Annotated in this window: 20 protein-coding genes and 1 riboswitch; of the genes, 12 read left to right on the top strand and 8 right to left on the bottom strand. The window is 38.1% G+C overall.

What is annotated here, in order from left to right; genetic code table 11:
* Positions 1-9 precede the first annotated feature (9 nt).
* The 3 genes from CWD91_RS17005 (at position 10) to CWD91_RS16995 (ending at position 3572) form a co-directional block, all read left to right on the top strand.
* Positions 10-789, top strand: a complete 780-nt coding sequence (locus CWD91_RS17005; RefSeq protein WP_103442162.1) for a carboxypeptidase-like regulatory domain-containing protein — start codon at positions 10-12, stop codon at positions 787-789.
* Between the two features lie 139 nt (positions 790-928).
* Entirely contained in the window at positions 929-2623 is a 1695-nt protein-coding gene (locus CWD91_RS17000) for an alpha-amylase family glycosyl hydrolase (protein WP_103442161.1), read from the top strand.
* Between the two features lie 133 nt (positions 2624-2756).
* On the top strand, positions 2757-3572 hold the full coding sequence (locus CWD91_RS16995) for a metallophosphoesterase (RefSeq protein ID WP_103442160.1): 816 nt from the start codon (positions 2757-2759) through the stop codon (positions 3570-3572).
* Between the two features lie 44 nt (positions 3573-3616).
* Here the strand turns inward: CWD91_RS16995 and CWD91_RS16990 are convergent, their stop codons facing one another.
* On the bottom strand, positions 3617-4147 hold the full coding sequence (locus CWD91_RS16990; RefSeq protein ID WP_103442159.1) for an SRPBCC family protein: 531 nt from the start codon (positions 4145-4147) through the stop codon (positions 3617-3619).
* A 41-nt stretch (positions 4148-4188) separates the two neighbouring features.
* On the bottom strand, positions 4189-4845 hold the full coding sequence (locus CWD91_RS16985) for a TrmH family RNA methyltransferase (RefSeq protein WP_103442158.1): 657 nt from the start codon (positions 4843-4845) through the stop codon (positions 4189-4191).
* A 60-nt stretch (positions 4846-4905) separates the two neighbouring features.
* On the opposite strand from CWD91_RS16985, the gene CWD91_RS16980 reads away from it, so the two are divergent.
* The 3 genes from CWD91_RS16980 (at position 4906) to purB (ending at position 7806) form a co-directional block, all read left to right on the top strand.
* Entirely contained in the window at positions 4906-5598 is a 693-nt protein-coding gene (locus CWD91_RS16980) for an SIR2 family NAD-dependent protein deacylase (protein WP_103442197.1), read from the top strand.
* 264 nt (positions 5599-5862) lie between these two features.
* Positions 5863-6375 carry an adenylosuccinate lyase gene (locus CWD91_RS16975; protein ID WP_262923157.1) on the top strand — a complete coding sequence of 171 codons (513 nt, stop codon included), beginning with the start codon at positions 5863-5865 and terminating at the stop codon, positions 6373-6375.
* An 87-nt stretch (positions 6376-6462) separates the two neighbouring features.
* Complete coding sequence (gene purB / locus CWD91_RS16970) at positions 6463-7806, top strand: adenylosuccinate lyase (RefSeq protein ID WP_103442156.1); 1344 nt, start codon at positions 6463-6465, stop codon at positions 7804-7806.
* A 151-nt stretch (positions 7807-7957) separates the two neighbouring features.
* On the opposite strand, the gene CWD91_RS16965 is transcribed toward purB, so the two are convergent.
* From CWD91_RS16965 to CWD91_RS16950, 4 genes are all read right to left on the bottom strand, one after another.
* The gene (locus CWD91_RS16965; protein ID WP_103442155.1) at positions 7958-8503 is read right to left on the bottom strand and encodes a DUF4252 domain-containing protein; all 546 of its coding nucleotides are present in this window, start codon (positions 8501-8503) and stop codon (positions 7958-7960) included.
* 73 nt (positions 8504-8576) lie between these two features.
* A complete protein-coding gene (locus tag CWD91_RS16960) occupies positions 8577-9125 on the bottom strand; it encodes a DUF4252 domain-containing protein (protein ID WP_103442196.1) in 549 nt (182 codons plus the stop codon).
* Between the two features lie 10 nt (positions 9126-9135).
* Complete coding sequence (locus CWD91_RS16955; protein WP_103442154.1) at positions 9136-9558, bottom strand: hypothetical protein; 423 nt, start codon at positions 9556-9558, stop codon at positions 9136-9138.
* Positions 9545-10054, bottom strand: a complete 510-nt coding sequence (locus CWD91_RS16950) for an RNA polymerase sigma factor (RefSeq protein ID WP_103442153.1) — start codon at positions 10052-10054, stop codon at positions 9545-9547. Before CWD91_RS16950 ends, CWD91_RS16955 begins: the two co-directional genes overlap by 14 nt.
* Positions 10055-10295: 241 nt before the next feature.
* Here CWD91_RS16950 and CWD91_RS16945 point away from each other — a divergent pair, with 241 nt between their 5' ends.
* Positions 10296-11780 carry a S41 family peptidase gene (locus CWD91_RS16945; protein ID WP_103442195.1) on the top strand — a complete coding sequence of 495 codons (1485 nt, stop codon included), beginning with the start codon at positions 10296-10298 and terminating at the stop codon, positions 11778-11780.
* Positions 11781-11876: 96 nt separating this feature from the next.
* Positions 11877-13349: a S41 family peptidase gene (locus tag CWD91_RS16940; RefSeq protein WP_103442152.1), complete on the top strand. Its 1473-nt coding sequence runs from the start codon at positions 11877-11879 to the stop codon at positions 13347-13349.
* 130 nt (positions 13350-13479) lie between these two features.
* On the opposite strand, the gene CWD91_RS16935 is transcribed toward CWD91_RS16940, so the two are convergent.
* Both CWD91_RS16935 and CWD91_RS16930 read right to left on the bottom strand, forming a co-directional pair.
* Positions 13480-14535 (bottom strand): YncE family protein, encoded by a 1056-nt coding sequence (locus tag CWD91_RS16935; protein WP_103442151.1) that lies wholly within the window; start codon positions 14533-14535, stop codon positions 13480-13482.
* 14 nt (positions 14536-14549) lie between these two features.
* Entirely contained in the window at positions 14550-16394 is a 1845-nt protein-coding gene (locus tag CWD91_RS16930) for a TonB-dependent receptor (RefSeq protein WP_103442150.1), read from the bottom strand.
* A gap of 33 nt (positions 16395-16427) precedes the next feature.
* Positions 16428-16644, bottom strand: a riboswitch (cobalamin riboswitch).
* 258 nt (positions 16645-16902) lie between these two features.
* Between CWD91_RS16930 and CWD91_RS16925 the strand changes: the two genes are divergently transcribed.
* The 4 genes from CWD91_RS16925 to rmuC all read left to right on the top strand — a co-directional run bounded on the left by CWD91_RS16925 (position 16903) and on the right by rmuC (position 21391).
* Positions 16903-18048, top strand: coding sequence for an ABC transporter substrate-binding protein (locus CWD91_RS16925; RefSeq protein WP_103442149.1), 1146 nt, complete (start codon positions 16903-16905; stop codon positions 18046-18048).
* Positions 18049-19080 carry a FecCD family ABC transporter permease gene (locus tag CWD91_RS16920; RefSeq protein ID WP_103442148.1) on the top strand — a complete coding sequence of 344 codons (1032 nt, stop codon included), beginning with the start codon at positions 18049-18051 and terminating at the stop codon, positions 19078-19080.
* Positions 19081-19179: 99 nt separating this feature from the next.
* Positions 19180-19974, top strand: a complete 795-nt coding sequence (locus CWD91_RS16915; RefSeq protein WP_103442147.1) for an ABC transporter ATP-binding protein — start codon at positions 19180-19182, stop codon at positions 19972-19974.
* Positions 19975-20038: 64 nt separating this feature from the next.
* Positions 20039-21391 carry a DNA recombination protein RmuC gene (gene rmuC / locus CWD91_RS16910; protein ID WP_103442146.1) on the top strand — a complete coding sequence of 451 codons (1353 nt, stop codon included), beginning with the start codon at positions 20039-20041 and terminating at the stop codon, positions 21389-21391.
* The last annotated feature ends 5 nt before the right edge of the window (positions 21392-21396 follow it).

The following is a 21396-nucleotide window of genomic DNA, read 5'->3' as shown; positions in this document are numbered from 1 at the left end:
AATTATTTAATGAAAAATTATTTATTGGCCCTATCCCTCTTACTTATCTCCTATGGATATTCGCAAGTGGACAAAAATGAAGAAGAGGTAAAGCAGTTAAAGGCGGTAATTCTAAATGCCCAAACCGACCAGCCTATGGAAAGTGTTCATGTGGTAAACCTGAATCAGGTATTGGGAACAATTTCCAATGAAAAGGGAGAATTCGAAATTCCTGCGAAAGTCAACGATACACTTTACTTTTCTTTTTTAGGTTTTAAATCCCAAAAAGTTAGGGTTACCAATGATATGTTCAAATTTAAGGGAACCAAAATATCCCTTACAGAATTGGCCTATGCACTGGAAGAGGTAATTGTTAGGCCGTACTCCCTAACCGGTTATTTAGAAATAGATGTAAAGAACTTACCCCTAAACAATGCTTTCCAATATAGCATTTCCGGATTATCCGTTGGGTATGAAGGCGGTAATAAGAATCCAAGTGCCGTCACCAAAGTTTTGGGGGCCATACTTAATCCCGCCGATTTGTTGCGAAATTTGTTTGGAAAGAAGCCCAATCAAATGCGCAAGCTAAGGCAGATGAAGGAAGACGATAAAATCAGGGATCTTTTGGCCTCGAAATTTGACCGGGAAACCTTAATGGAGTTGCTTCAATTGGAAAAGTTAGATATTGAGGATATTCTCAATAATTGTAATTATTCCAGATCCTTCATAACTACGGCCAATGACCTTCAAATACTGGATGCTATTAGCAGTTGCTACGAAGAATACAAAGTCTTGAACAGAAAAAAATAGCTTTTCTGAGTTTTTTTATATTATCAATGGCTTCTTGATCAACCTAAAACATTTTCAATTCTTTGCAACCCTATGTTTGACTTAAAATAAATTTTATATTCCCATCATCATTTTATAGCTTTAAACAAAAATGGCGTTAATGAAAAAGGGGCTTCTACTTGTCGTATTTCTTTCGATCATTTTATCCTGTAAAAAGAGTAAAAATAAAGTTGTAAAGGAAAGCGAAACGACTATTGAACTTTCCCAAAAACCGCAGTTGAAATCGCACTTTGACTGGGATGCAGCCAATATATATTTTCTACTCACCGATCGTTTCAATAACGGTGACACCTTGAATGATATAACATTAAATAGAACAAAGGAAACTGCCGTACTTAGGGGTTTTATGGGAGGCGATATACAAGGAATTACCAAAAAAATAAATGAAGGATATTTTACCGATCTGGGCATTAATGCCATTTGGTTTACTCCGGTAGTGGAGCAAATCCATGATAATGTTGACGAAGGAACTGGAAGTACATACGGATATCATGGATATTGGGCAAAGGATTGGACAGCCCTAGACCCTAATTTTGGAACTAAAAAAGACTTGGAAAACCTGGTCAGAACGGCACATGAAAAGGGTATAAGAATATTGATGGATATCGTTCTTAACCACACCGGACCAGTTACGCAAACGGACCCGATATGGCCAAAAGAATGGGTGCGAAATGGACCAGTTTGTGAATATACCAATTACGAAACAACAACCCATTGCACATTGGTTAAGAACCTTCCTGATATTATTACGGAATCGGACAATGCCATTGAACTTCCCGATGCCCTTTTGGCAAAATGGAAGGAAGAGGGGCGATTAAGTAACGAACTGGATGAACTACAACTTTTTTTTAATCGCACAAATTACCCTAGGGCTCCCCGCTTTTATATTATTAAATGGCTCACAGACTATGTAAATGACCTTGGAATAGATGGCTTTAGGGTAGATACAGCCAAGCACGTGGACGAAAAATCCTGGAAAGAACTATACAGTGAAGCCACCTATGCCTTTAATACATGGAAAAAAAAGCATCCTGAGGAGGTGATGGACGACAATCCTTTTTATATGGTCGGGGAGGTATATGGTTATGGCTTATCTGGCGGTCGCGAATACGATTTTGGAGACAAAACAGTGGATTATTTCGATTATGGATTCCACAGTTTGATCAATTTCGAATTAAAAGATGATGCTAAAAAGAATTATGAGGCCGTATTTACCAAATATAGCGACTTGCTGCATACTAAGCTGGAGGGAAAAAGTGTTGTTAACTACCTTACTTCGCATGATGATAGCACGCCTTATGACAAAGAAAGAAAAAACCCCTATCGCTCTGCAAATATACTTTTACTTACTCCTGGTGCCTCCCAAATTTATTACGGGGATGAGTCCAACAGAAACTTGACCATTGCAGGGGCCCAAGGCGATGCAACCCTTCGATCATTTATGAATTGGGGAGAGTTGGACAGTATTCCCTATAACAAAAAAATACTCGCATATTGGCAAAAACTGGGGAAATTCAGAAACGATCATCCCGCAATAGGGGCTGGCAGGCATCAGCGGCTTTCCAAGCAACCCTATGTTTTCAGCAGGACCTATATTAAGGGCGATTTTAAGGATAAGGTGGTAGTTGGACTTGAGTTGCCAAAAGGTAAAAAATCACTATGGGTAAAAGGCTTTTTCGGAGATGGAACCAATCTTTACGATACTTTTTCGGAAACCTACATCACCGTAGATAAGGGTGTAGCAGTTCTGGATAATGACTTTGATATCGCATTATTGGAATTGGCCGAAAAATAACCAAATTGGTTTGGATTAATTGCTTTTCCACCTTTTCAAGTCATTTTAACTTTTTCACAGTATTATTTCTAAATATGTTTCCTAATTTCGTCCACTTCCTTTTAGTGTTAATAATGATTGTAATAGAAATTAAATGAAGTTAAATAGAAGGCAATTTATCCTAAAGCTATTTTTAGGTTCCATTAGTTTTCTTGTTCTTGATTCCTTCTGGTTGGAGACCTATTTTATTGAATGGACAGAGCACGATATTTCCGAAACTGAATCCAATAAAATCAAGGCAATTCACTTAACTGACCTACATTTGCGCAGTATAAAATCGGTTCATGAGTCCATTGCCGAGCGAATTAATGAGGAAAAACCCGATGTTATTTTTTTTACAGGGGATTCTTTGGAAAGGAACAAATACCTATCTGTTCTACAAGATTTTTTGAGCTTAATTGATATCGATATTCCCAAAATAGCCATTTTGGGAAATAAAGAATACTCTGGACGTATAGATTTGGAAAGATTAAAAGGGGTCTACGAGAGCTATAATGGTAAATTATTGGTGAACGAATCACTCCTTTTTGAAACCGAGGATAGAAAAATCAACATATTGGGAATTGATGATTTTGTCTGTGGATACCCCAACTTTACCAAAACTATCCAAGGTATTGATACATCATTGAGCACAGTGATACTTAATCATTGTCCTGTTTATAGAGAAGAAATAGATCGTTTATGTGTACCATTAAATATTAAACCAAAACTTATCTTGGCTGGGCATACCCATGGGGGGCAGATTACCTTCTTTGGAAAGCCCTTCTTTACACCTTTTGGAAGTGGAAATTATGTAAAAGGTTGGTACAACAACGAAATTTCTAAAATGTATGTATCCAAAGGCATTGGGACAACCGTTTATCCAATACGATTTGGAGCTAGGGCCGAAGCTAGTATTTTCTATATCTAATTGATGAGTTTGGAATGGAGTGCTCTTTTATTCCTTTCCATATCTTATTTATTCTCCAAAATAGATTTCAGACTTTGAAGCCCCTCTTCAAAATCCTTTCCAACCGCCTTATCCATACTCATAAACAACATCATAATGGACATAGGAAATTTATTATTCCCTTTAAAACCCCAGGTTACTTTTGTTTTTCCTTTAGCGGATTCGGCAACATCCAGATAACAATCCGAGGTAGATTTAAAAGGTTTAAGAAACCGAAGCTCCCCTTCTACCCTTTCACCTTCAATTATTTTTGTGATTTCCTGTTCACCTTCACCAACATCCTTATTTCCGTTCCAATAACTTATAGCCCCTACCTCGCCGTCGACTCCAGTAAATTTTTTGTCCATCATGGGGTCTTTCTTGCCCCAAGGGGACCACTCTTGCTGCTTTTTCAAATACTTGATATATTCAAAGACATCGGCTTTTGGCCTGCTTATTTCAATAGATCGAGAAACATCATAATTCTTAGGTGCCAAAAGGGCCAGTATGGCAATTAAAACAATCAGCCCCAATACAATATAGAGTAAAGTCGTCATTAAATGATATGTGTTGGTTTACTCTAAATATAATGAAAAAATCATTTTGTTCCATTAAATCTGGCCAAAACATCATTCAAACTCCTAATTGATTTCTTGGTCCAATCCAATTTTTTTTCCAGCACCTCTTCTTCCGTTAACCTCCAATCAATTTCGGTTCTCCTTAGATTATTGGTTAGGGCATGCAAGATAATAGCTGCAGAAACCGAAATATTTAAACTTTCCGTAAAGCCTACCATAGGTATTTTAAGAAAAGAATCGGCCTTTTCCAATACTTCCCTACTCAATCCATCCCGTTCCGTGCCAAAAAATAGTGCTGTCTTGGCCGTAAACTCAAAATTAGTAAGTAAATAGTTATTTTCATGGGGCGTTGTGGCTACAATTTTATATCCTTGTCTCCTCAAAGTGTCTATACAGTCCGTAGTGTTTTTATATCTTTTTATATCAACCCATTGCTGTGCTCCCATGGCAATATCCTTGTCCAATCGCTTGCCAAACTTGCTTTCTATAAGATGTGCTTTCTGCACGCCAAAAACATCGCAGCTTCTTACCACGGCACTGGTATTGTGCATTTGGTATACATCCTCTATGGCCACGGTTATATAATTCGTACGTTCTTTTAAAATATCCGCAAAACGGGATTTTCGCTGCGGGGTAATAAACCCCTCAAGATATGCTAGCAACTTATGATCAACCATAATCCTAAGATATTAAAAAAGAAATCGTTTAATTTTACAAAAATTGCTTATTCTTCAAAAATGAAAAAAATAATAGTTCTTACGGGTGCAGGGGTAAGTGCCGAAAGCGGAATAAACACCTTTAGGGATGCGGATGGACTATGGGAAGGTCATGATGTTATGGAAGTTGCCACACCACAAGGTTTTCAAAAAAATCCCGAATTGGTACTCAATTTTTACAATGAGAGAAGAAGACAATTATTTAGTGTATTCCCAAATGAGGCACATAAAGCTTTGGCGCGTTTGGAAGAGTATTTTGATGTAAGTATCATTACCCAAAATGTAGATGATTTGCATGAACGGGCAGGAAGTACTAAGGTAATACATCTGCATGGAGAGTTGTTAAAGGCCAGGAGTATTCATAACCCCAATACAATAATTGATTGGAAAACCGATATAAAAATTGGTAACCTTTCAGAGGATGGGGAACAATTACGCCCCCATATTGTATGGTTTGGTGAGGAAGTACCATTGTTGGAAAAAGCGGCCGAAATAACCCAAGCAGCCAACATTTTAATTATCATAGGCACCTCCATGCAGGTTTATCCAGCTGCCAGTTTAATACATTATGTATCACGTAATACTCCCATATACTTTATAGACCCAAAACCTAATATAAGTCAGACCAATTTTAAGGGACTAACCATAATACAGGCCAGTGCAGTAAACGGTGTGCCTATATTGGTATCGGACTTAATTGGAAGGGAAGGTTAAGTTTTATTTCAAACTCAGTATTTCCCTTCTATTTATGGGTAGATCACATTTTTGTAGTGGTCTACAACAGGACAGTTAATATCATTTCCTTTTCTATTTGTCTTCAGTTCTTATTATATTTATTCATTATATCAACTGATGATAATTAAATTTAAACATCAAATCCTTTAGAAGGCAGCCTTTATCATTGCATGTATTGTGACATATTTAGAACTCTATAACGCCTTGGATTACGTTGACCATTCCCGGCTTAAAAGGAAGGAAATGTCCCGCGTCATCCTGAATAATCCCTCAAACATTTCTACCATTATGGAAATAGCCTTTCAGGTAGATGACCCTGTTTCCTGCAAGGCGTGTTGGGTTTTGGAATATACTGCCAAGGAACATTTGTCCCATCTTTTTCCGCATATGGATCATTTTGTCAAAAACATTGGTAAGGTGCACCTGGATCCTGCGGTGAGACCAATCGCAAAAATATGCGAGTGTTTAATGAAATCCTACTTTCAATCCAAGGACAAAAAGACTTGCGAGACCCTTACAGACCAACATTTGGAAGGTATTACATCCGTTTGTTTCGATTGGCTCATAGGTGATCATAAGGTAGCTGCCCAAGCATATTCCATGACTAGCCTTTTATTATTGGGAAGAACATTCGACTGGATCCATCCTGAATTGCGTATGATTTTGGAACAGAAGTACCAAAATGGCAGTGCCGCATACAAGGCAAGGGCCAGGATGACCCTTGCTAAAATAAAGTGCGATACAACTCCTAAATAAATAAAGGAACAATCTATCGCTTAACTTTTAAACTCTTTAACTTATAGCTATCTTTGCCCTTTTCCAAAATCAATATATCATTACAAAATGTCATTAAACAAATTAAACGCCATATCTCCCATTGATGGTAGATACAGAAATAAAGTAGATTCCCTAGCTTCATATTTTTCTGAGGAGGCGCTTATAAAATATAGGGTGCGGGTAGAAATTGAATATTTTATTGCACTTTGTGAAGTTCCACTACCTCAACTTTCAAATTTCGATAATTCAAAATTTAACGTTTTAAGAAAAATCTATATTGATTTTGACTCCGAGGATGCCATTGCCATTAAGGAAATTGAAAAGGTAACCAACCATGATGTCAAGGCGGTTGAGTATTTTATTAAGAAGGAGTTCGACAAATTAGGTTTGGAGGCCCATAAGGAGTTTATCCATTTTGGGCTTACTTCCCAAGATATCAACAATACAGCTATTCCACTTTCCATTAAAGACGCAATGAACGAGGTTTACGTACCCCAATATTTGGAGGTATTGAACAAATTAACGGCTTTAGTAAAGGAATGGGAAGCTATACCTATGTTGGCGAGGACACATGGTCAGCCTGCCTCCCCTACTCGCTTGGGAAAGGAAATTGAGGTATTTACCGTGCGATTGGAAGAACAGTTCAATTTACTTAACGACATTCCAAGCGCTGCCAAATTTGGTGGTGCCACAGGGAATTATAATGCCCATAAAGTAGCCTATCCACAAATTGATTGGAGAGAATTTGGTCAAAAATTTGTTCAGGAAAAACTTGGCCTACACCACTCCTTTCCTACTACGCAGATAGAGCATTACGATCATATGGCTGCATTATTCGATTGCCTAAAGCGGATCAATACCATTGTAATAGATTTGGACAGGGACTTTTGGACCTATGTTTCCATGGACTATTTTAAACAGAAAATAAAAGCTGGGGAAGTGGGGTCTTCAGCAATGCCACATAAGGTAAACCCCATCGATTTTGAAAACTCTGAAGGAAATTTAGGCATAGCCAATGCCATTTTTGAGCATTTGTCCGCCAAACTGCCTATTTCAAGACTGCAAAGGGATTTAACAGATAGCACGGTATTAAGAAATGTTGGAGTGCCATTTGGACATACCTTAATAGCGTTTCAATCTACCTTAAAAGGATTAAATAAATTGCTCCTTAACAAGGAAAAATTTGAGCAAGACCTGGAAAATAACTGGGCTGTAGTTGCAGAAGCCATTCAAACCATTCTAAGACGTGAGGCCTACCCCAATCCGTATGAAGCATTGAAAGGATTGACCAGGACCAATGAAAAGATTACACAACAGTCAATTTCCAATTTTATAGATACCTTGGAAACAAGCGATGCCATAAAAACAGAATTGAAACAAATTACACCTAGTAACTATACGGGTATTTAGTATAATTCAAAGCCCAAAATAGCACAACAAACACTTTGTTGAATATGGCATTTCCTTTTTATAATAGGGCCGAAATAACATATCCTGATTTGATGCATGATCAAATCAGGATATGTTTATTTAAATGAAGTTGTATTAGATCTATTATTTTCTATCCTTTTAGTAAATTTCCAATCTCTCCCAATCCTTCTCCCTTGTAATCGGATTTTTCCACAGCTTTCATAAATTGGACCAATTTGGCAGGGTTCATATTTTTGCCCAAAACCCGCACCAACATAAAACCCTTATCATCACTATCGCCATAGATAATGACTTCATCGATGGCTTCATCATCCCCTAAATATCTTACCGAAGCTTTGCCGAAACTGGTGTTCATTTTCATCAACTCCGTAAATTTGCTATTTTTTAAAATGGCCTTGATATTCGATTTTTCTTTTTGAAACTCCGCAAGGTTATCTGCAGTAATCTTAAACGCCAAAATATTAAGTTTTTTCAATGACCCCAGTGCCTCCCTTTGTTCCTCCGTAAGATCCGCCTTATCCACATTTAATAAGCTTACCGGAAGATCAACGGATAAAAAATTAGGATTACCCTCATTTTCCACATAGTATTCTTGCAAGGTTTGCGTAGACGAACATGCCGTCATAAGAATGACCGACAACATTAACAAACCCAATTTTCCAACTATTTTTTTCATTTCACGTAGTTTTAAGTTTTTAACCAGAATAATGGGAAGTGGATTGCCAATCAACCCAACTCCCTTTATCCTATTACTTTTTATTTTTACCCGCCTTACTGAGTTCCGAAGGTAAATTCATCTTCTGGGTGAGCGACCCGATCTTGTTTAAATCTATATCACCAGTAAGCGAAAGAAGTACCGTTTCTATTTTTCTGTCATTGATTTCTACATTCACATTCTTAACCCCTGTCACAAACATTAATAGTTCGCTCACATGGTCTTCATCCTTCCCACTCTTGATATAAAATTTTACATTCGCATCCTTATCCTTGACCCGCATCAATTCTTGCAACGATGAGGATTTCAAATACTTATCCATAGTTGTTTGCATATCCGCGGAAACCTTTTTGTCCTCGGTTATAAAAACCTTTAGATTTTTTAGGTTTTGGGCTATATCCATAAAATCCTGTGCCTCTTTGTCATCGACTTCCACGTTTATCTTACTCAATAACTTAAACATGCTTTCATTGACCACTACGGCACTTACATTGTCCAAATCCTCGTACTTATCGAACATGGATTGCGAAAAACCCATTAATGGCAATACTGCTACCAAGGCTATTATAATATTCTTTTTCATCTTTTTAAATTTAATTTCTGTTGTAAATTTTTTGTTTTGTTTCTTCAAATTCCCTTAAATAAGCTACTTTTTCGGTTCCCCTGCCAAGATTGGTCGCCAAAAGGCTCAATGCCTTCCTGGTTTCCTGATAGGCATATTCCGCTTCTCTCTGTTCTTGATAGTTTCTTCCAAAATATATACCAAATACCAATACGCTTACGGCTGCAATGGAAATCCACTTTATATAACTTTTTTTTCTAGGTTTTAATGGAACCTGCTTGGTAAACCGTTCTTCTTTGGCAACGGAAAAATACTGAAACATTGGAGCGTGCCTTTTTAAGTGCAGAGGAATATCCTCCCTTAAAAAATACTCCCTCAACATTTCTTCCTCAGCAACCGTAGTAGTCGCCTCAAAATACCTTTCCAATAATTTCTCTATGTTATTGAATTCCATAATTGTGCTTTTGTACTAATTTTTCCCTCACAGTTTTTCTTGCTCTGGATAAGGCTACTCTTACCGCAGTGGCACTCATACCCAATAATTCTGCTATTTCTTCAAATTCATATTGCTCCACATCCCGCAATTGAAGTACCATTTTTTGCTGCTGGGGCAATTCTTCCATAATTTTTTCTATCCAACTTAGGCTATCACTGACCTCTAATTGGTTCTGCAATGAAACATTTTCGTCCTTATAATTGCTATGAACCAATTTTAAGTTACCGGCCTGTTTGGATTTAAGTCGGTCCAAGCAAAAATTCTTGGTCATCATCATGGCATAAGCCTCCACATTATTATAGCCAGTGATCATTTTTTTCTTGGACCAAAGCTTCATTAAGATTTCTTGTGTGGCATCCTCAGCTTCTTCTTTAGAGACCAATAAGCGCTTGGCCAGCCTATAAAGTTTATCCTTAAATGGTAAAACCACATTTAAAAACTCAGTTTGTTGCATTTTGGTTTAGTTGTTTTATAATCCTCCATAACAGGCTTACATAGGGAAGACGACATACATCGAATTTTGTTACAATTAGTTTCTATTTCCTTACAATGTAAGTAATTTAGCCCTATGGAAACCAAATAGGTAATATATCCGTATATAAATAAAATCGTTCCCCAAAACTGATAAATGCTTTTTTAATGGAATGATATTTGCACGCCAAACCATAATCTATTTTGGCAATTATTATAAAATTATGAAGAAGTATTTATTTGCATTTTTGGGATTGAGTTTGTTTCTCAACAGTTGTAGTAAGAATGATGACGCACTGGTTAACGAGGAAATTGAAGAAATAATTCCTGCGCCAGAAATAGATATAACGGTCCAGGATTTTATGTGGCAGACTATGAATGCCTATTATTTTTGGCAAAGTGATGTCACGGATTTGGGCGATGACCGCTTTGGAACCAATAAGGAGTATGTGTCCTTTTTGGAATCTGAGCAAGAACCGGGAAAATTTTTCGATGACAAATTACTTTTCAGTGAAGACCGCTTTAGTTTTTACGCGGATGATTATAAGGAATTGACCCAATCCTTTGCTGGAATTTCCAAGAGCAACGGTGTGGAATTTGGTTTGAGTTTATTTGCCGATAGTGATGATGTTTATGGTTATGTGCGTTACATCGTCCCTAATTCCAATGCCTCTGCAAAGGATATTAAAAGGGGGGATATTTTCACCGGTGTTAATGGCACTACCCTTAACTTGAATAATTATGTAGATCTTTTGTTTGGTGAAAGTGATACCTATACTTTAAATATGGCGGATATCTCCAATAATACCATTACAAACACAGACAGGGAAGTTACTTTAACCAAAGAGGCCAATTTAACCGAGAACCCGATATTTATCAGCAATGTATTGGAAACTGGAGGTAAGAAAATAGGCTATCTAATGTACAATGGCTTTACCAACGAATTTGATGAACAGTTGAATGATGCCTTTGGAGAGTTCAAGTCTGCTGCCGTAACAGATTTGGTGTTGGATTTAAGGTACAATCCAGGTGGATCGGTTAATTCGGCCAGATTATTGTCCAGTATGATTTATGGTACATTTACCAATAGTGTTTTTCTTAAGGCACGATATAACCAAAAGCTGCAATTGGAATTTAAGGATACCGACCTTATTGAGTATTTTGCAGATAAGACGGGCAACAATACCCCTCTAAATACCTTGGGACTAAACAAGGTTTATATATTGGCTACCGGGAGTACTGCATCGGCAAGTGAATTGGTAATGAATGGCCTGGAACCGTATATTGATGTTATCCATATAGGAACCACAACAACAGGCAAAAATGAATTTTCGGTTACCTTTGTTGACGATTTCGAGAATGGAAATGTATACAGCCCAAACAGGGAAGATAAGATCAATCCGGAGAATCAGTGGGCCATACAACCCTTAATTGGAAGAAACGAAAATGCCGATGGCTTTTCCGAATACACGAACGGACTAATGCCAAATATTACTTTGAAGGAGGATTTATCCAATTTAGGTGTATTGGGGAATATCAATGAACCTCTTTTAGCCAAGGCTATTGGAGAGATTACAGGAACTTCCGCCAAAATGGATTTTACGGTTGATATTCCAGTTAATTTGATCAGTAGTTCCAAAATGTTCACAAAAATCAGGGATAATATGTTTATGGATATTAAAAATCCATTAAACTTGACAAAAAAATAATAGCTAAAACACAACAATTGGTGTCTGTACAGCATAAAACTGTCCAACCAGACAAGTTAAAATAGTGTGCAAAGCAATTAACATTACAATACCATCATGAAAAAAATTCTAGGTTTTCTTTTAATTGCCGTAATTCTTTCCTGTTCGGACAAGGATGATGATGCATTCACCTATCCAAAGGAGACAACTGTACAGAACTTTATGTGGCAAGGTCTAAACCAATGGTATTTTTGGCAGGCAGATGCGCCCAATCTAGGTGACAATAGATTTAACACCAATGAGGATTATGTTGCCTATCTCGAAAAATATCCCGATCCCGAAGAGTTCTTCTACCAAACCTGTTACAAGCACTCAAATATTGTTGGGAGCAGTACGGCTATTGATAGGTTTAGCTTTGTAGAAGACGATTACAAAACCTTGGTAAATGCCTTGGAAGGTGTTACAAAAAGCAATGGATTGGAATATGGGTTGGCGCGCAATGAGGGCAGCACCAATCTTTTTGGGTACGTGCGATACATAATTCCAAATTCCGACGCTTCTACCAAAGATATTGAAAGAGGGGAAATATTTACACGTGTAAACGGCACTCAACTTACCGATTCCAATTATGTTGATCTACTTTTTGGAAATTCAGATACCTATACCCTTGGAATGGCAGATATTTCCGGCACGGTTGTTACGGATAATGATAAGGAAGTAACATTGACCAAGGAAGAGGGATTGCAAGAAAATCCCATATTGGTGGCCAAGACCGTAGAGGTCAACGGGACGAAAATTGGCTACCTAATGTACAATGGCTTTACAAGTGGGTATAATGAACAATTGAATACGGCTTTCGGACAATTTAAAACGGAAGGGGCTACGGAATTGGTAGTTGACCTACGTTATAACCCTGGTGGCTCCGTAAACAGTTCCAGATTATTGGCCAGTATGATCTATGGTACCAATACTGATGAATTATATGTAAGGCAACGATGGAACGATAAAATACAGGGGCTCCTTAAAAAGGAACAACTCGAAGATTATTTCGCCAACAAAACAGACAAAGGAACAGACTTGAACAGCCTAAACCTGAATACCGTATATGTTCTTGCTACAGGTAGCTCCGCCTCGGCCAGTGAATTGGTCATGAACGGATTGGCTCCATATTTAGATGTTGTTCATATTGGTGAGACCACAAGGGGAAAGAATGAATTTTCCGTAACTATGGTAGATGATATAGACAACGACTACATTTATAGGGCAGGTAGGGAGAACAAAATAAATCCTGGCAATTTGTGGGCAATGCAGCCGTTAATGGGTAGAAATGAGAATTCCGATGGTTTTTCAGACTACACCTCCGGTCTCGCACCTGATGTAGTTTTGAAGGAAGATCTTTCCAACCTTGGCATTCTGGGAGACATCAATGAACCACTTTTGGCAAGGGCCATTCAAGAAATTACCGGGGTAAGTGCAAAGAGGGACTTTACTGTAAAGATGCCCATAAACGAAGCGTCCAACTCTAAAATGTTTACCATCCTAAAAGACAATATGTATTTGGATAAACCTATTGATATTCCATTTCAATAGGGTTTCCAAATTCCGAAAAATACTAATGATCAGATATTTAGTTCAATTCCAATAAAGAAACCCCACTTTTACTAGTTCTCTACCTAGTAAAAGTGGGGTTTCAATTTCTGTAGATTACAGCTCTATATCCCTAATTGAAGTAAATTCCTCCAGGAATAACTCCCAATGTTAGGGTTTCTATGGCCAATTTGGTATTTAAATCATAGACCGTAAGTGTTCCATTGCTTGCGTAATCGCCAGCATCGGTACCGTATAACCTTCCCTCCTTTACTACCATAGTATAAAAACTGACGCCTTCCAATGCTACATCCAGACTCAAGCTAGTGGCGGACAAATTTTGTTCATATACCTTATCACCTAATTTATAATACAAATCCCCTCCATCTAAATTTAATCCCCCAGGATGCTGGGTAGTTTCAAATTGGAAATTGGAATCTACTACATTTGTGGCCGTATTGATCCTAGATAGTACTCCAGCCGTTTCATCGTCAGTGTACGACGGCTTACCTGATGCCAATACCCAAAGGTTTCCAGAACCATCCAATTGCATAGAATTGGGCACATCGCCGACCGTAAGCGTTTTTACTACCTCATTGGAAGTGGTATTTATTACGGAAACCTTATTATTTTGTCCCCAAGCTCCCTGATGGGCTACATAAACCGTATTGTCCTTCGCCAAAATGGCTTCAGGTCCCAATACTACAGATATGGTTCCTTCAACAGTATAATTTTGCAGATTTATAATGGCAACAAAATCATCGGAATCATCTGCCGTGTCTCCCCAATTGGTGACATAGCCCTTTCCGTTTACCGCTATGAAATACCTCGGATTGTTTAAGCCTTCGGTAATACTTGCTATTTTTTCAAATGTATATCTGTTTACAACATTTATCTTGTTGGATACATTTGCTATAATAAAGGCTTCATCGTCTGTAAAGCCGATGGACTGTACAATATTGCCTAGGTCTTCATCATTCGTCTTTTTAAAAATACTATTCTCTACCAGCGATAGATCGTCCGAAATAAAAGAGACAGTTCCCGAGCCGTTGCTAAAGGGACCTTCGTTGGAAACCAATATTCCATTTTCGTAATCACCCAAAGGTTCTTGAACCTCGTCATCATCATTGGTACATGACCATGAAAGGCCGATAATCAATAGGGATAAAAATACATTTCTAATCTTCATTTGTTTAAGCTGATTTAAAATTTAGTAAATAATTGTAGTTGAAAATTTCTATTGGGCATAGGCCTATATGCCACATTCTGATAATTTTTATTAAATATGTTGTTCACTTTTAGACCAAAAACAAAGTTGATTTTGGCTATTTTCGGCAAATGATAATCCAACCCCATATTGGCCACTATATAACCTGCCAAACTTTCACTGTTATCTGTAGTAGTATAGACCGAACCGTTGTACAGGAGTTGATAAAAGACTACCAGCTTCTTGTATTGATAGGCCATGTTTGACCTTATCAAATGCTCAGGGACATAAAGCAATTGATTATTGGTGGTGTTATCGGTAGATTTGGTAAAGCTATATTCACTTTCCCAAGCTACGTTGTGGTTTCCCCATTTCTTTTTCCAATCAAAACCGAATTCAAATCCGTATTGGGAAACATCCTGAACATTCATCGCCATCCAAGTGCCCTGATTATTGGGTCGCCACTGGATTAAATTATCGGTTGCAATGGCATACACATTTGCCGAAAGGGCATACCTTTTACCTTTTAGGGATTGACCCATTTCCAGCTGCCATGAGCTTTCGGGCATGACCTCCAAATTACCGCTAGCCCCGGCGCCTGTCCAATAAAGGTCATTGAAGGTCGGAATCCTATGGTTTTTGGAAGCATTAATAGCTAAAGTGTAGTTTTTGGCTACCTCATAACTACTGTTCAACGAAAAAAGAAATGGACTATCAAAATCACTGACAACTTCCTTTCTAAAGTTTACTCCATAATCAAATCTGTCGGAAACGGCATGTAAAAACATAAAAGTACCTGCCATAAAATTTCTATCCGCGTTTTCAATAGAGGTCCCTTTGGCCCTAATCGAAGAAAAATCGATTATTCCATTTAAGGCAATCTTGTTTAATTGATATTTATAGTCGTAGTTGGCAAGAAAGGTATTGGCCTGCCCAAAACTAAACTCCTCTCTTTGCTTATTGGGAAAATAACGATAACGTTCGTACAAATGCCCAACCTTTAATCTGGCTACCTTCCGTTCATTGAAACTGCCCAGCTCCAAAAGCGACCTGTGATTTACATCCTTATAATTTTCATCAGCAGGGGCCGTCAATGTCCCGGAAAAATCCCTGTCTCCAAAAAATGTGTTATGGTATACTTTTAATATTTGGGTTTCGGACAAAATAAAGCCAAAGTTGGCATTTAAATTAATGTGGTCATAGGCTCCATTCTCATTTTTCCTATTCGTTCCCAAATATTTATAATCGTTTTCCGAAGCAAGGTGATTAATACCAAAATGAAACGATATTTTTTCTTTTCCAAGTGAAGTGTTAAAGGCCAATTTACTGGTATTAAAACTTCCGTAACTTGTTAGTAAATTATTTTTCCAGCCTTCATTGAACTTGAAATCATCGTTCAACAAAATGGTTCCGCCCACGGCCCCACTTCCGTATTGCACACTACCTCCCCCACTCCTGACTACTACATTGTCGTAATTTCCAGGAATCAAAGTGTTAAAATCTGTCTGGCCTGTAAGTTGTGAATTTATATTTATCCCGTTCCAAACTACCGCGGTCTGTTGGGCGTTGGTTCCTCGAAAAGAAGCAGAGGACACCATTCCATAACCATTTTCCTTAAAATAGATATTGGAGTTATACCGCAATAAATCGGTTAGGGAAGCACCACTTTTTTGTTGGATGGAATCCTTAAAAACCCCTATTTTGGCACCCTTGGAGAAATGAAGAAGTTTGGCATCACTCAAAACCACCTCGTCCAAAACAATAATACTGTCCCTTTGCCCAAAAACCTGCGCCAAGGTCAAAAGTCCCAATAAAAATAAAAATATTTGTTTTTTTTCCATATTCAAGAAGACCCTTTGCCCGAAGATCTATTCTATTTAGTGATGAATATGGCAGGTCTCCTGACTTGCGTACTATCATTTACCTTCCCACCCTCAAACATAGGGCAGTGGTATTAGAAGAAATGATAGCCATCCATTTTACACGGACTGAGCTCACAGTTGCGGGAACAGTTTCGGAATCTCACCGAATTCCCTTTTAATCCTATCCTCCTATATTAAGAGAATAAAAACCAAAATTCGCAGCGAAACTACTACTTTTTTTTGGAATTATCACTGTACTTTTTTCTATTTAGTTTATAGGCCAGCCAAAGAAAACCAACAATAAAATGTAAGACAATTACAGCGGCAACTATATAAATTAATGTATTGGAATCTCCTCTCATAGGTTTGGATTTGTCCAAAAATAAATACTATCCCTACAATAAATTATGACCTTTGTTAGGCTTGGATAAATTTTGATTCAAGAAATTAATACTACTTTTGAACTCTCTAATAAACCCTTAAGCTCTTGAACAAAACATTCCTTTTTTTAATATTTCTTTCCATTTGGTCCTGCAAACAGCCTAAGAAAACTACTATTCCCCCTTCCGACTTGTCGCAAAGTATCAGCATAGATCATGCCCAAGGTTTTACTATCGAGCACACCTCCACAGATATAACGTTGATCAAAGTATCTTCTCCTTGGCCGGGATCGGAAGCTACATTTACCTACGCCTTGGTACCCAAAGAAAAATTGGCCATCATTACCTTGGACAAGGATGCCTATACCGCCATAATAGGTGTTCCGGTTGAAAAAATGGTAGTTACCTCCACTACCCATATTCCTGCTCTGGAGGCTTTGGGAGAAGCTGATAAATTGATAGGATTTCCAGATACGGAATACGTTTCGTCTCCCCTGACAAGAAAAAGGATAAATGAAGGATTGGTAAAGGATTTGGGCAATAACGAGGCTTTAAATTCAGAAATGGTCATTGCAATAAATCCCGAAGTTGTGGTTGGATTTAGCATAAACAATAAAAATAAGGCCTATGAGACCATAACAAGGTCCAATATTCCAGTTGTTTATAATGGAGATTGGACGGAAGAGACACCTTTGGGCAAAGCTGAATGGATTAAATTTTTTGCACCATTTTTTCAAAAGGAAAAAAAGGCAGATAGCATATTCCGCGCCATTGAAGATAGCTATAATAGTGCAAAGGTCCTGGCTAAACAGGCAAACAACAGGCCTACGGTACTAAGTGGAGCTCTTTATAAAGATATCTGGTACTTGCCAGGCGGTAAGAGCTGGGCATCCAGGTTTATAGAAGATGCCAATGCAGATTATCTGTGGAACAACGATGCCACCAATGGAAGTATTTCCCTTAGTTTGGAGAGTGTTATTGAACGTGCAAAGGATGCAGATTTTTGGGTCTCACCATCACAATTTGGCAATTATTTGGAATTAAAAGAGGCCAACCGACATTATTCCCAATTTGCTGCTTTTAGAAATAATAAGGTGTATACTTATGCTAATTCCAAAGGAGAAACTGGAGGATTGCTTTATTTTGAGTTGGCTCCCAACAGACCGGATTTGGTCCTTAAAGACCTTATAAAAATCTTTCACCCAGGACTTTTAACTGATTATAAGCCCACCTTTTTTAAACCTTTGGACTAAGTGCAGAAATCAATATCATATAGGGCATATTTTATACTTCTTTTACTGGTATTAATTGTGTGCTTTCTGGTGAATATCAGCTTAGGCTCCGTCTCCATTCCCTTACAGGAAACATTGAATGCTGTACTGGGCAAATCTACAGAAGTGGATTCATGGAGCTACATCATATGGAACTACAGAATTCCCAAGGCTTTTACCGCCATACTTGTTGGTAGTGGATTGGCATTGAGCGGCTTATTGATGCAGACCTTGTTCAGAAATCCATTGGCAGGGCCTTTTGTACTCGGCATTAGCGCTGGCGCAAGCTTAGGGGCCGCCCTTTTAATTTTGGGGTCTTCCCTTTTCACTGGATTTTTTGCCTTTACCATGGTAAATGATATTTCCTTGGCGTTGGCTGCAAGTGTAGGTAGTTTTCTTGTACTATTGGCCGTAATGGTAGTTGCATCCAAGGTAAAGGATACTATGGCCCTACTTATCATTGGTCTAATGTTCGGTAGCATAACCACAGCAGTGGTAAGTGTGCTGTCCTATTTCTCAACCGCCGAAAAACTACAGCAATATGTCTATTGGTCTTTTGGTAGTATTGGTAATTTATCGTGGAACCAATTATTGCTGTTATTTACAATTATAGCGATTGGAATCTTAATGAGTATTTTTTCTATAAAATCGTTGAACGCATTGCTATTGGGGGAAAGTTACGCCAAGAGTTTGGGCGTAAACATGAAGCAATCCCGATATTTCATAATAATTGCCACCGGATTACTGGCTGGCGGGGTAACCGCTTTCGCAGGTCCCATTGCCTTTATAGGCTTGGCCGTACCCCATTTAACACGACAAATTTTCAATACCACCGATCATAAAATTTTGGTTCCCGCAGTTTTGATTTACGGTGCCATTTTAATGTTGATCTGCGATACTATTGCCCAAATGCCCAATTCGGCCAATGTTCTTCCAATCAACGCCATAACCTCCATCATTGGGGCACCGGTTGTAATTTGGTTGCTAATAAGGAAAAGAAAAATGATTTTCTGATTTAAACCAAAAACTAAAACAGCAACAATCAATTACCATGTTAAAACCAATAACAAACCTCAAAAACCAATAACTTAGCAAAGATTAAATCTACCTAAAATAGAAAATAGCACGCCACATATCGCCCTTAAAGTAGAAAACCTAAGCATAGGTTATACTACTAAAAAGCAACAAACCTACATTGCCCAGGATATTTATTTTTCTTTGTCTGAAGGGGAAGTAGCTGCTATCGTAGGTATTAATGGTATTGGAAAATCTACGTTATTACGTACACTTGGTAACGTTCAGCCAAAATTATCTGGCAATATAACCCTCAACAAAATTCCTTTGGAAAATTATTCCATCCAGGAGTTGGCATCGGAAATTAGTGTGGTATTAACAGAACCCATCGCCACCAAAAATTTAACGGTACTGGAACTGATCAGTCTGGGGCGGCAGCCATATACCAATTGGATTGGAACCCTTACTGAGGAAGATAGGGAAAAGATTTCTCTAGCAGTTGAAATGCTTCAGATTGAGGAGTTAAAGTCTAAAAAATGTTATGAATTGAGTGACGGCCAATTACAGCGCGTTATGATCGCCAGGGCTTTGGCACAGGACACCCAACTAATATTACTGGACGAACCAACTACACATTTGGATCTGTACCATAAGGTGAAGATTTTGAAATTACTAAAATCCATTGCCCATAAAACAAACAAGACTATTCTTTTTACAACCCACGAAATTGAAATTGCGATTCAGCTATGCGATAAAATGCTAATATTGGAAAGCAGGCAGAGCACATTTGGATCGCCATGTGAATTGATACAAAAGAAGAGTTTTGAAAATTTGTTCCCTTCGGACACCATTACTTTCGATTCCCAAACGGGTTCTTTCAGAGTTAATAAGTAATGTAAATCAATCCCACTTTTTTTTAACACAATCCACTATCTTTACTGCATAGAACCTTAATTACATGAATGAATTGCTCCTATATGTAATCCTTGTCCTAGTTGGTTTGGCGATCGGCTATTTCTTGGGGAATTACATCCAAAATCTAAAAACAAAATCCAGTCAAAGTGCGCTTTTGGAGCGCGAACAGCAATTGAGAACCAACCTTAGTGCTTTGGAACAGAGGCTTAATGATGCCGAGGAGTACAAAACCCTGTTGCAATCTGAAAAAGAACAATTGGGCAATAGAATAGTCCGATATCAGGCAGAAATGGAAAATTTGGATCTAAAAAACCGGGAACAAAAAGGGGAAGTAGAAAAACTGCAAGAAAAATTCACCAAGGAGTTCGAGAATTTGGCCAATAAAATTTTGGATGAAAAAAGCACCAAATTTACAGAACAGAACAGGGAGAACATTAAAAATATATTGACCCCATTACAAGAGAAAATAATTCTTTTTGAAAAAAAGGTAGATGACAGTCAGAAAGAAAGTGTGGGCATGCATTCGGCCCTCAAGGAACAATTGGCCAATTTGCAAACGCAAAATCTAAAAATAACCCAGGAAGCCGAAAACCTCACCAAAGCCCTTAAAGGCGATAGTAAAATGCAAGGGAACTGGGGGGAACTGGTCTTGGAACGTGTCCTTGAAAAGTCGGGCTTGGAAAAAGATCGGGAATATACGGTGCAGCAAAGTTTTACCTTAGAGGATGGCAGCCGTGTTTTACCGGATGTAATCATCCATTTGCCGGATGGAAAAAAGATGATCGTGGATTCCAAAGTCTCCCTTACCGATTACGAACGTTATGTGAATTCCGAGGATGAGTTGAAGGAAAAATTTCTTAAAGATCATATTAATTCCTTAAGAAGGCATGTGGACCAGCTTTCCGCTAAGAAATATGAGGACCTTTATGAAATGGAGAGTCCGGACTTTGTACTCATGTTCGTACCAATAGAACCTGCATTTGCGATTGCCATAAACAATGACAACTCCCTGTACAACAAGGCATTTGAACAGAATATAATTATCGTAACCCCATCCACCCTACTGGCTACCCTACGTACCATAGACACGATGTGGAACAATGAAAAACAGCAACGAAATGCGATTGAAATTGCAAGGCAGGCTGGTGCATTATACGATAAATTTGAGGGCTTTGTTGGGGATTTAATGAAAGTGGGCAAAAGGATGGATGAGGCAAAGTCCGAATACAAAGGAGCCATGAACAAATTGGTAGATGGCAGGGGAAATATAATTACCAGCATTGAGAAATTAAAGAAAATGGGTGCCAAGGCAAAAAAGTCAATCCCCGAAACCTTGCTTAAAAGAGCCCATGATGATGAAGATGACGAGAATGAAGAACCATTGACCTTACTATAAACAAA

The sequence above is a fragment of the Arenibacter hampyeongensis genome (assembly GCF_002909255.1).
Taxonomy (GTDB): Bacteria; Bacteroidota; Bacteroidia; order Flavobacteriales; family Flavobacteriaceae; genus Arenibacter; species Arenibacter hampyeongensis.
This window is presented reverse-complemented; position numbering and strand designations above follow the sequence as displayed.

Excerpts from the sequence above, each read along its gene's own strand:
- CWD91_RS17005 (WP_103442162.1), top strand. The coding sequence starts at position 10 with ATGAAAAATTATTTATTGGCCCTATCCCTCTTACTTATCTCCTATGGA.
- CWD91_RS17000 (WP_103442161.1), top strand. The coding sequence starts at position 929 with ATGAAAAAGGGGCTTCTACTTGTCGTATTTCTTTCGATCATTTTATCC.
- CWD91_RS16995 (WP_103442160.1), top strand. The coding sequence starts at position 2,757 with ATGAAGTTAAATAGAAGGCAATTTATCCTAAAGCTATTTTTAGGTTCC.
- CWD91_RS16990 (WP_103442159.1), bottom strand. The coding sequence starts at position 4,147 with ATGACGACTTTACTCTATATTGTATTGGGGCTGATTGTTTTAATTGCC.
- CWD91_RS16985 (WP_103442158.1), bottom strand. The coding sequence starts at position 4,845 with ATGGTTGATCATAAGTTGCTAGCATATCTTGAGGGGTTTATTACCCCG.
- CWD91_RS16980 (WP_103442197.1), top strand. The coding sequence starts at position 4,906 with ATGAAAAAAATAATAGTTCTTACGGGTGCAGGGGTAAGTGCCGAAAGC.
- CWD91_RS16975 (WP_262923157.1), top strand. The coding sequence starts at position 5,863 with ATGTCCCGCGTCATCCTGAATAATCCCTCAAACATTTCTACCATTATG.
- purB (WP_103442156.1), top strand. The coding sequence starts at position 6,463 with ATGTCATTAAACAAATTAAACGCCATATCTCCCATTGATGGTAGATAC.
- CWD91_RS16965 (WP_103442155.1), bottom strand. The coding sequence starts at position 8,503 with ATGAAAAAAATAGTTGGAAAATTGGGTTTGTTAATGTTGTCGGTCATT.
- CWD91_RS16960 (WP_103442196.1), bottom strand. The coding sequence starts at position 9,125 with ATGAAAAAGAATATTATAATAGCCTTGGTAGCAGTATTGCCATTAATG.
- CWD91_RS16955 (WP_103442154.1), bottom strand. The coding sequence starts at position 9,558 with ATGGAATTCAATAACATAGAGAAATTATTGGAAAGGTATTTTGAGGCG.
- CWD91_RS16950 (WP_103442153.1), bottom strand. The coding sequence starts at position 10,054 with ATGCAACAAACTGAGTTTTTAAATGTGGTTTTACCATTTAAGGATAAA.
- CWD91_RS16945 (WP_103442195.1), top strand. The coding sequence starts at position 10,296 with ATGAAGAAGTATTTATTTGCATTTTTGGGATTGAGTTTGTTTCTCAAC.
- CWD91_RS16940 (WP_103442152.1), top strand. The coding sequence starts at position 11,877 with ATGAAAAAAATTCTAGGTTTTCTTTTAATTGCCGTAATTCTTTCCTGT.
- CWD91_RS16935 (WP_103442151.1), bottom strand. The coding sequence starts at position 14,535 with ATGAAGATTAGAAATGTATTTTTATCCCTATTGATTATCGGCCTTTCA.
- CWD91_RS16930 (WP_103442150.1), bottom strand. The coding sequence starts at position 16,394 with ATGGAAAAAAAACAAATATTTTTATTTTTATTGGGACTTTTGACCTTG.
- rmuC (WP_103442146.1), top strand. The coding sequence starts at position 20,039 with ATGAATGAATTGCTCCTATATGTAATCCTTGTCCTAGTTGGTTTGGCG.